The organism is Streptomyces sp. F001, from assembly GCF_004187715.1.
In the GTDB taxonomy this organism is placed as follows: Bacteria; Actinomycetota; Actinomycetes; order Streptomycetales; family Streptomycetaceae; genus Streptomyces; species Streptomyces flavusporus.
This window is the reverse complement of sequence record NZ_QZWF01000067.1, coordinates 1-9,688: the sequence shown is the minus strand read 5'-3', so window position 1 is coordinate 9,688 and position 9,688 is coordinate 1. Positions and strand designations below refer to the sequence as shown.

Annotated in this window: 7 protein-coding genes and 1 pseudogene; 2 read left to right on the top strand and 6 right to left on the bottom strand. The window is 69.4% G+C overall.

Features of this window, described 5'->3' with window-relative positions:
- Positions 1–145 precede the first annotated feature (145 nt).
- The 6 genes and pseudogenes from StrepF001_RS43080 to StrepF001_RS43055 form a co-directional block, all read right to left on the bottom strand.
- Positions 146–694, bottom strand: a pseudogene (locus StrepF001_RS43080) (endo-1,4-beta-xylanase); the annotation flags it as partial.
- 64 nt (positions 695–758) lie between these two features.
- Positions 759–2,981 (bottom strand): glycoside hydrolase family 3 N-terminal domain-containing protein, encoded by a 2,223-nt coding sequence (locus StrepF001_RS43075; protein ID WP_129803528.1) that lies wholly within the window; start codon positions 2,979–2,981, stop codon positions 759–761.
- A gap of 47 nt (positions 2,982–3,028) precedes the next feature.
- Entirely contained in the window at positions 3,029–3,865 is an 837-nt protein-coding gene (locus StrepF001_RS43070) for a carbohydrate ABC transporter permease (RefSeq protein WP_129803527.1), read from the bottom strand.
- Positions 3,862–4,851: a sugar ABC transporter permease gene (locus StrepF001_RS43065; protein ID WP_129803526.1), complete on the bottom strand. Its 990-nt coding sequence runs from the start codon at positions 4,849–4,851 to the stop codon at positions 3,862–3,864. Before StrepF001_RS43065 ends, StrepF001_RS43070 begins: the two co-directional genes overlap by 4 nt.
- Before the next feature lie 5 nt (positions 4,852–4,856).
- The gene (locus StrepF001_RS43060) at positions 4,857–6,188 is read right to left on the bottom strand and encodes an extracellular solute-binding protein (RefSeq protein WP_129803525.1); all 1,332 of its coding nucleotides are present in this window, start codon (positions 6,186–6,188) and stop codon (positions 4,857–4,859) included.
- A gap of 125 nt (positions 6,189–6,313) precedes the next feature.
- Positions 6,314–7,375, bottom strand: a complete 1,062-nt coding sequence (locus tag StrepF001_RS43055; RefSeq protein WP_129803524.1) for a LacI family DNA-binding transcriptional regulator — start codon at positions 7,373–7,375, stop codon at positions 6,314–6,316.
- A 774-nt stretch (positions 7,376–8,149) separates the two neighbouring features.
- Here StrepF001_RS43055 and StrepF001_RS43050 point away from each other — a divergent pair.
- Positions 8,150–9,517 (top strand): endo-1,4-beta-xylanase, encoded by a 1,368-nt coding sequence (locus tag StrepF001_RS43050; RefSeq protein WP_240797977.1) that lies wholly within the window; start codon positions 8,150–8,152, stop codon positions 9,515–9,517.
- The coding region (locus tag StrepF001_RS46780) for a hypothetical protein (RefSeq protein WP_206307142.1) at positions 9,502–9,688 on the top strand (187 nt) is incomplete at its 3' end. The genes StrepF001_RS43050 and StrepF001_RS46780, both read left to right, overlap by 16 nt.

The window sequence follows — 9,688 nt, the reverse complement described above, 5'->3', positions numbered from 1 at the left end:
TCGTACGCCAGTACATCGAGAACCAGCAGCGCCCCACCTGATCGGCTGAGGCCAACAGCGCAGGTCCGTGCCTCAAGCTGAGGTCAGAGCAGTTCTGAAATGGCCTACACCCCCCGCGTGAACGCGGGGGCACTGGCCAAGATCACCGGTAGAAGATGTTCTCGCGGTAGGTGCCGTCCTCGTTCATGATCTCGTTGGCGACGTCCCACGCGAAGACCTTGCCCCTGTAGTGCTTCACCACCTTCGTGATGTGGTTCTTCAGGATGGAGCGCAGTTCGTCGGCGGTCCAGGTGCCGGAGGTGAGCCAGTCCGGGAGCTGGGAGTGCCACAGCAGGGTGTGCCCGCGGACCTTCAGGCCGTTCGCACGGGCATAGTTCACGATCTCGTCGCCCGCGGTGAAGTCGAAGACCCCGCGCTGGGGTTCGGTGGCGTACCACTTCATGCCGTTGCCAGGGGTCGTCTGACTGAACTCGGTGCCGAGCAGGTCGGCGAACTCGGTGTCGGCGAGCTCCGGGTTGTCGACGGCGGCGCCGAAGTAGCGACCTGACTCGCGGGCCAGTTCGTGCAGCGTCTTCGCCTTCGCACCGTCGGTGCCGGCCTGGGCGGTGGGCGCCGCGGCGAGGCCGAGCAGCAGAGCCGCGGACGCGGCGAGCGCGGCGGATCCGACGCGGACACGGCGTGCGGATGTGCGCATGGTGCATCTCCTCAACTGGGGGACGGAGCGGTGTGGTTGCTGTGCGTGGGGCTGGTCCGTGAGGTCACTTCACCCGAAGCTCGCAGCGCATCCGCCGCTCGTGCCCGACCTCGCGTACGGGGCCGGTCAGGGTGAGCGGCACGGTGTGGTGGACGTGTTCGCTGGATGCGGCGAGGCGCAGTTCGAGGGCGCCTGGTTCGACGACGCGGCGGCCGTCGGCACCGGTGTACGCGGCGAGGTCGGCCGGGAACGTGGCGTGGACCTCGGCGGCAGCGCCGGCGTCGAGCGTGACGCGGACGTAGCCGACGAGCCGGACCTCGGGGCGGGCGACGGTGCCGACGGGGTCGTGGAGGTAGAGCTGGACGACCTCGGTGCCGGGCCGCTCGCCGGTGTTGCGGACGGTGAGACGCAGCGTGGTCTCGCCGTCGGTGGGCAGCTCGTGGGCGTCGCACTGGGGGGTGTCCCAGGCGAACGTCGTGTAGGACAGGCCGTGCCCGAAGGGATAGAGGGGCGTCGGGTCCACGGTGCTGGGGAAGCCGTGCCGGCCGAGCGGCGGGGCGAGGTAGGGCGCGGGCTGGCCGCCGGGGGTGCGCGGCACGCCGAGCGGCAGCCGTCCGGACGGCTCGACTCGCCCGGACAGGACGCCCGCGACGGCGCCGCCGCCTTCCTGCCCGGGGAAGAACGCCTGGACCACGGCGGCGGCCCGGTCGGCCCAGCGACCGAGCGCGTAGGGCCTTCCGCTGAGGACGACGATGACGACCGGCACGCCGGAGGCCAGCGCCTCGTCCAGCAACTCCGCCTGGCCGTAGGGAAGTTGCAGGTCCTCCGCGTCGCATCCCTCGCCCGACGAGCCGCGCCCGAACAGACCCGACCGGTCCCCGACCACGGCCAGGCAGACTTCGGCCGCCGCCGGCTCGTCGACGAACACGGCGCCCGGCAGCTCGGCACGCAGCGCCTCGCCCAGTGTCGGGACCTCGATCCCGGTCGGCAGTTCGGGATGGTGCACGCCCACGTGCCGGGGAAACGTGTAGCAGCCCAGCATCGCGGCCTGCTCGTCGGCGAGCGGGCCGAGCAGCGCGATGCGCAGGCCGTCGCGCAGCGGCAGCACGCCGGAGTCGTTGGCGAGCAGGACGACCGACTCCTCGGCGACCTTCTGTGCCAGGTCCCGCATGTGCGGGGGGTTGAGGTCGACGGGCTCCCCGCCCGTGACGGGCTCCCAGTCGGGGTCGAGCAGCCCCAGTTCGCACTTCTGGGTGAGGACGCGCAGCGCGGCCCGGTCGAGCAGGTCCTCGGGGAGCGGGTCCGCGGGGCTGAAGCAGCGGGCCGCCGGCAGTTCCACGTCGACCCCAGCCGTAATGGCGAGCCGTGCGGCCTGCTGCTCTCCGTCGGCGACCCGGTGCGCTTCCTCCAGGAGCGAGACGCCGTAGTAGTCCGAGACCACGGTGCCGGTGAACCCCCACTGCTCGCGCAGGAGCCCGGTGAGCAGCTGGGTGTGGGCGTGGGCGGGAAGGCCGTCGATGTCGTTGTAGGCGGGCATCACGGACCGGGCGCCGCCGTCGCGCAACGCCATCTCGAACGGCGGCAGGATCACGTCGGCGAGTTCGCGCGGGCCGAGCGAGGCGGGCGCGTGGTTACGGGCGGCGCGCGAGGCCGAGTACCCGGCGAAGTGCTTGAGCGTGGCGACGATCCCGGCGGTCTCGAGGCCTCGCACGTAGGCGGTGCCGATGGTGCCGACGAGGTACGGGTCCTCGCCGATGCACTCCTCGGTGCGGCCCCACCGCGGATCCCGTACGACGTCCAGGACGGGGGCGAGGCCCTGGTGAACGCCGACCGCGCGCATCGACGTACCGATCGCCCGGGCCATCTCGGTGATCAGCTCGGGGTCGAAGGTGGCGCCCCAGGCGAGCGGGGTGGGGAAGACGGTGGCCTGCCAGGCGGTGAACCCGGTCAGGCACTCGTCGTGGGCGATCGCGGGCAGCCCGAACCGGTTGCCGGCGCGGATCAGGCGTTGCAGTTCGGCGAGGCGGGCGGCGCCCTCGGCCGGGTCGACGGGAACGGTGCCGAAGGGCCGGGTGAGCTGGCCCAGGCCGTAGGGAAGGAGCGCGTCGAGGGCGGCGCTGCGGGCCGCGTAGGTGTGCTGGCCGGGCGCGACGTCGGCCCCCTCGGTGTCGGCGCCGATCCAGACACTGGACAGCTGGGCGGTCTTCTCCTCGGTGGTCATCCGGGCGAGCAGGTCTGCCGCCCGGACGTGGGCGGGCAGCGTGGTGTCCTGCCATGGCTCGACCATGGAACTCCTCAGGTGCGGTGCTGGTAAGGGGTTGGCCTGCGCGGGACTCAGCCCTTGGTGGCGCCCATCGTGATGCCGCCGATCAACTGCCGTTCGGCGACGGCGTAGAAGGCGAGGGCCGGCACCATGGCGAGGACGAGATAGGCGAAGACGCGGGCGATGTCGGTGGCGTACTGGCCCTGGAACTGCTGGACGCCGATGGGGATCGTCCACCAGGTCTGTTCACTGAACACCAGCAGCGGAAGAAGGAAGTTGTTCCAGCTTCCGACGATGGCGAGGATCGACACGGTGCCGAGGGCGGGCCGCGCCATGGGCAGCAGGATCCGCCAGAAGAAGCCGAACGCCGAGCAGCCGTCGAGGGTGGCCGCCTCCTCGAGCTCGCCGGGGATCTCCCGGAAGAAGCCGCGCAGGATGACGATGGTCATGGGCAGGCCGAAGGCCGCCTGCGGCAGGATCACGCCCCATGGGTTGTCGAGCAGCCCGAAGGTGCGCAACAGGACGAACAGCGGCAGGATCGCCACGGCGAACGGGAACATCAGCCCCGCGGTGAACAGGGTGAAGAGCAACTCCCGGCCGCGGAAGGCGAATCGGGCCAGCGCGAAGGCGGCGAGGGCCGCGGTGCCCACGGTCAGTACGGTCGTTCCGACCGCGATCAGTGTGGACGAACCCAGCATGCGCCAGAACGAGCCGGAGGCGAGCACATCGGTGTAGTTGGACGTCACCCACGGCGAGGGCAGGCCGAAGGTGTTTTGGGAGAGCTGATCGGTGGACTTGAACCCGGACACGAACGCGTACAGCAGCGGCGTGACCATGACGACGCCGACCAGCCACACGATCGCGTACAGCGGTGCGGAGCGCAGCCTTCTGCGCGTGCCCGCGCTCATCGGGAGGCTCGCATGGTGGTGAGGGCTCCTTCGGTGTCGCGACGCAGCACGGAGCGCTGGTAGATGAGGGCGAAGACGAGGCTGATGAGGAACATGCCGATGCTGATCGCGCTGGCGTAGCCGATCTCGAAGCGCTTGAAGCCGAACTGGAACATGGTCACGGCCATGGTCTCGGAGTGGTGGTCGGGGCCGCCCTGCGTGACCACCCACACCAGGTCGAAGAGCTGGATGGCGCCGATCACGGAGAGGAACACGCTGATGCGGATCGTCGGTCCGAGCAGCGGCAGGGTGATGTGGCGGAAGCGCTGCCAGGGGCCCGCGCCGTCGATGCGGGCCGCCTCGTGCAGTTCGGCGGGAATGCCCTGCAGTCCGGCCAGGTACAGCATCATGTGGAAGCCGAAGTACTTCCACGTCATGACGAGGAACAGCGTTGGCAGTACGTAGTCCTGGTCGGCGAACCACAGTCCGCCGAGGCCGTCGAGGCCGACCGCGCCGAGCACATGGTCGGCGAGCCCGTCCTCCGGCGCGAAGATCATGGAGAACAGGACACCGGTGATGACCTCGGACAGGACGTACGGGGCGAAGAACAGGGTCCGGTACAGGGCCCGGCCGCGCAGCTTCTGGTTGAGCAGCACGGCCATGCCCAGCGCGAACGGCAGCTGCACGCACACCGAGAACAGCACGAGCAGCAGCCCGCGCCACAGGTCGCCCAGGAAGACCGGGTCACGCAGCAGCCGGCTGTAGTTGTCGAGGCCCACATAGTCCGAAGGGGAGCCGAAGCCGCCCCAGTTGAACAGGCTGACGTACACGGCATACAGGATCGGGGCGAGCACGAGCACGCCGAACAGCACCAGGGCGGGCAGGGTGAAGCTGAAAGCGGTCAGCCAGTCGACGATCCGACGGGCCCGCGACCGGCCCGCCCCGGTGTCCGGCAGCTTCGGTGGAGCGGGGGCGGGCGCGGGGTCCTTCACGTACGTGGAAGCCATGGCGGTCACTGGCTCTTCGCGACCTGGGTGACCGAACGGGTCACCTGCTCGGGCGACTTGGAACCGGCGATCAGGGCGGCCACCGAGTCGTTGATCTCCTGTCCGACGGCGGGCGGGTACGCCTGGTCGAGGTAGAGCTGGAAGCCGGTCGCCTTGCCGAGGGCGTCGGAGACGAGCTTGAGGTTGGGATCGGTCAGGGCGCTCGTGGCGTCCTCGACGACGGGCATCATCGAGCTCTTCGACACAAGGATGCGGTCGGACTCGGCCGACATGAAGAACTTCAGGAAGTCCACGGCAGCCTTGGGGGCTCCCTTGCGCACCGCGTAGCCGCCGCCTCCGCCGAACACGTCGGTCTGCGCGCCCTTGCCGCCGGCGACGGCGGGGAACGGGAAGAATCCGAGGTCCTTGCCGATGCCCTTGCCCGCGTCGGCCTGGACGACGGGCGCCCACTGGCCCATCAGCTCCATCGCCGCCTTGCCGTTGCCCATCGCGGCCGCCTCGCCGGTGGGCGTGGAGTACGCGGCGCCGAGGAAGCCCTTCTGGAACGGCTGGAGCGCGACGAGTTCCTTGAGGTGCTCACCCGCCTTGACGAAGTCGTCGCCGGTGAAGTCCTTGGCGTCGGCGGCCGCCTGCATGCCGTCGATCCCGGCGATCCGCATGGCCAGGTACGCCCAGTAGTACATGCCGGGCCACTTCTCCTTGCCCGCGAGGGCGATGGGGGTGATTCCGGCGCTCTTCAGCTTCTTGACCGCGTCGAGGTAGTCGGCCCAGGTGGTGGGCGGTGCCTGGATACCGGCCTTGGCGAACAGAGCCTTGTTGTACCAGAACCCGACGGCGCCGATGTCGAAGGGCACGGCGTACGTCTTCCCGTCGAACTGGTACGCCTTGACCGAGGCCGGCACGAGGGTGCCGGTCAGGGAGCTGATGGAGGACGTGAGGTCTTCGACCAGACCTGCGTCGATCTGCTGCTTGAGAACACCGCCGCCCCACGTGTGGTAGATGTCCGGCAGTTTTCCGGAACTGGTCAGCGCCGTCATCTTCGACTTGTAGGCATCGTTCTCCATCGTGACGAGCTTGATGCGCACATCGGGGTGCGCGGCCTCGAACGCCTTGGCCCGCTCGGGCCAGACGCTCTTCGACGGTTCCGTGGTCTGGATGTTCCACCATTCCACGACGGTCCGGCCCTGGCTGTCGGTGGTGGACCCCGAGTCCGAACAGGCGGACAGGCCGGCCGCCCCCAGACCCACCGCCGACGCGGTCCCCAGGAACCGGCGGCGGGAGAAGGAGGAGGACGAGGCGCCGAATACGGACGTGACGGCTCGAGTGGAGGCTGACATGGCCCACCTTCCGGAAAATTTCCGATAACTATGCGGAGATGGCCATGGAAGTTACGGGCATGCAAGGGGGGTGTCAACGGCCTTGACAAAAAAGACCATTGACACCCCCGGAGTGTTACGTTCCGTTATGCGTGGCGTGGCGGTGCGGTGCTCGCGCGGACCACCAGTTCGGTCGCCAGTTCCACTCGCGGCGAGGCCGGCTCGACGCCCCGCGCGAGGTCGAGGAGCATCCTGGCAGCCAGCTTGCCCATGTCGGACAGAGGTTGGCGCACCGTCGTGAGCGGAGGCGCGCACCAGCGCACCTCGGGCAGGTCGTCGAAACCGACGATGCTCATGTCCTCCGGTACTCGAAGCCCGCGCCGCCGCAGCGCCTCGATCGCTCCGAGCGCCATCTGGTCGCTCGCCGCGAAGATCGCGGTCGGCGGTTCGCCGAGGTCCAACAGCCGTCCCGCGCCGGTGAATCCGGACTCGTGGTAGAAGTCACCGGGCACGGTCAGGGCGTTGTCGACCGCCACTCCGGCCACGTCGAGCGCCGCCCGGTAGCCGTCGAGCCGGGCGCGCGAGCACAGCAGCCTGGGCGGGCCCTCGATGAACCCGATCCTGCGGTGCCCGAGCTGGAGCAGATGCTCGGTCGCGGCCATCCCGCCCGTCCAGTTGGTGGCGCCCACGGTCGGCGCCTCGGTGGCCGGCGAACCAGCCGGGTCGATCACCACCAACGGCACACCCAAGCGGCGCAGTTCGTCGTGGATCCCCGGTTCGAGCACCGACGTCACAAGGATCACGCCGTCGGACGGGCGGGCCCGCAGATTGGTCATCCACTGCCGCGCGGACCCCGCCCGGTCGTGGATGGCGGAGACCACCGTGCCCACACCGGCGTCGTGCGCGACCTCCTCGACGCCCCGGATGATCTCGACGGCCCAGGGGCTGTCCAGATCGTTGAAGACGAGGTCGAACAGGACCGCCCGGGTGCCGGACGCGGCCGGGCGGCGACGGTAGCCGTGCCGGTGCAGCAGGTCCTCGACCCGGGCACGGGTGGCGGGCGAAACGTCCGAGCGCCCGTTGACGACCCTTGAGACAGTCGGCACGGACACCCCGGCCTCCCGCGCGATCTCGGTGATCGTCACCTTCGGCGCCCCCTCCGGGCTCCGCGTGCCTGTCTTGCGCTGAGCGCCTTCCCCGACCACCATCCCCGCCTCCCTGGCTATACGCCCGGAAAACTCCGGGCTCCTTCCGGAAACCGTAGGACATGCCGCCGACAGCCCGCCGGTCGCCCCGCGCTTCCGTCCGACCGCTCGAACATACCGTGCACTTCATGACGCTGCGTGAGCGTTCAAGGTGCCGCTGATCACCACCGGTGCGCCGGTTCCATGTCGGCTGTCCCGCTCACACTTCCCCGGCAGAGGTCGGTTGCACCGCAGGGTACGGTCGATGTCCGCTGGGACCTGGTCGCGGACGGCCTTCTGCAGACGACGAAGAACAGTCGGGTCGGACCGGCCGGCTTCCAGGGCCCCCAGTGCTCGACCACCGTCCGTCGGCTCCTCAACAGGGGGTAGTACGGTCCCCGGTGCGACCGGGGTCGGCTGGGACATGGCGCTCGCCGGTCTCGGTATGTATCGCGGCTTCGGCCCGGAACAGGCGCGGGAGTGGGCGATGTCCGGCGGGGCAAGGCGTGCCACATCCGCTCGGGTGAGCTGTGAGGTGCTGCGTACGCCGCCCCTGGCGCGGCGGCGGAGGCCGCGGCGTCCACCACTGCGGCGACGATCGCCTGCTCCACCGGTACTTCTGGCGCCTCGAAACTTTCGCCAGGCGGAATGATGCGTGCGCGAACTGCTGCCTGTCTTGAGCCAAGGGCCAACTGTGACGAGTGCTACGCGAACCGTTGACGGTGACTCAGGTCACCCCGTATGGTCTGCGACGCCATTCGGAAATATGGCCGAAACTTTCGGAAGAGAGGGCATCAGATGGCCACCCGCACGTCCATCCGCAAGGCCCCCCGACGAACCGCACGCACGACCCTGGTCCTCGGTCTCGCGGGCCTGCTCGCCGCCGCCGGCGTCACCGCCCTGTCGGGCACGGCGCAGGCGGCGAGCACGCTCGGCGCGGCGGCGGCCGAGAAGGGCCGCTACTTCGGCACCGCCGTCGCCGCGAACCACCTCGGCGAAGCCGCCTACGCCTCCACGCTCAACACCGAGTTCAACTCGGTCACCCCCGAGAACGAGATGAAATGGGACGCGGTCGAGCCCAGCCGCGGCTCCTTCACCTACGGCGCCGCCGATCGGATCGTCGACCACGCCCAGAGCCGGGGCATGAAGGTCCGCGGCCACACTCTGGTCTGGCACTCCCAACTGCCCAGCTGGGTGGGCTCCTTGGGCACGGCCGACCTCAGAGCAGCCATGAACAACCACATCACCCAGGTGATGACCCACTGGAAGGGCAAGATCCACTCCTGGGACGTCGTCAACGAGGCCTTCCAGGACGGCTCCAGCGGAGCCCGGCGCAGCTCGCCCTTCCAGGACAAGCTCGGCAACGGCTTCATCGAGGAGGCGTTCCGCACCGCCCGCGCCGCCGACCCCGCCGCAAAGCTCTGCTACAACGACTACAACACCGACGGTGTCAACGCCAAGAGCAATGCCGTCTACAACATGGTCCGCGACTTCAAGGCACGCGGCGTGCCGATCGACTGCGTCGGCTTCCAGTCCCACTTCAACAGCGCCTTGTCCGTACCGTCCGACTACCAGGCCAACCTCCAGCGCTTCGCCGACCTCGGCGTCGACGTCCAGATCACCGAGCTGGACATCGAGGGCTCCGGCACCGCCCAGGCCAACAGCTACAGCAACGTCGTAAAGGCCTGCCTCGCCGTCAGCCGATGCACCGGCATCACGGTCTGGGGCATCACCGACAAGTACTCCTGGCGCGCCTCCGGCACGCCCCTGCTGTTCGACGGCAACTACAACAAGAAGCCCGCCTACACGGCCGTACTGACCGCGCTCGGCGGTTCCGGATCGGGCGGCGGCGGGGGCACCGCGTCCTGTTCCGTGACGTACAGCAAGCAGGAGGAGTGGAGTGACCGCTTCAACGGCAGGGTGACCGTCACCGCGGGCAGTTCGGCGATCACCAGCTGGACGACGACCGTCACGGTCACCCCGCCGCAGAAGATCTCCGCGACATGGAACGGCACGCCCACCTGGGACAGCTCCGGCAACGTCATGACGATGCGCCCGAACGGCAACGGCAGCCTCGCCGCCGGGGCGTCCACGAGCTTCGGCTTCACCGTCATGAAGAACGGCAACAGCGCGGCGCCCGTGCTGGGTTCGTGCACCGCGTCCTGACGAAGGGCACCATCAGCCCGGCGCGGCACCACCGCGCCGGGCCACTCGGCCGGGACCCGCAACGTCGCCACGGGGCCTGGACCGGTAGATCTTCTTGCGTGGCGCGAGTGCAACTGACTGACGAGGAATGGGAGTTCATCGAGCCGTACCTGCCGATCGGCGAGTACGGCC

What these genes read in the sequence shown, in the direction of transcription:
- StrepF001_RS43060 (WP_129803525.1), bottom strand. Translation starts at nt 6,188, where the DNA reads ATGTCAGCCTCCACTCGAGCCGTCACGTCCGTATTCGGCGCCTCGTCC.
- StrepF001_RS43065 (WP_129803526.1), bottom strand. Translation starts at nt 4,851, where the DNA reads ATGGCTTCCACGTACGTGAAGGACCCCGCGCCCGCCCCCGCTCCACCG.
- StrepF001_RS43070 (WP_129803527.1), bottom strand. Translation starts at nt 3,865, where the DNA reads ATGAGCGCGGGCACGCGCAGAAGGCTGCGCTCCGCACCGCTGTACGCG.
- StrepF001_RS43050 (WP_240797977.1), top strand. Translation starts at nt 8,150, where the DNA reads ATGGCCACCCGCACGTCCATCCGCAAGGCCCCCCGACGAACCGCACGC.
- StrepF001_RS43075 (WP_129803528.1), bottom strand. Translation starts at nt 2,981, where the DNA reads ATGGTCGAGCCATGGCAGGACACCACGCTGCCCGCCCACGTCCGGGCG.
- StrepF001_RS43055 (WP_129803524.1), bottom strand. Translation starts at nt 7,375, where the DNA reads ATGGTGGTCGGGGAAGGCGCTCAGCGCAAGACAGGCACGCGGAGCCCG.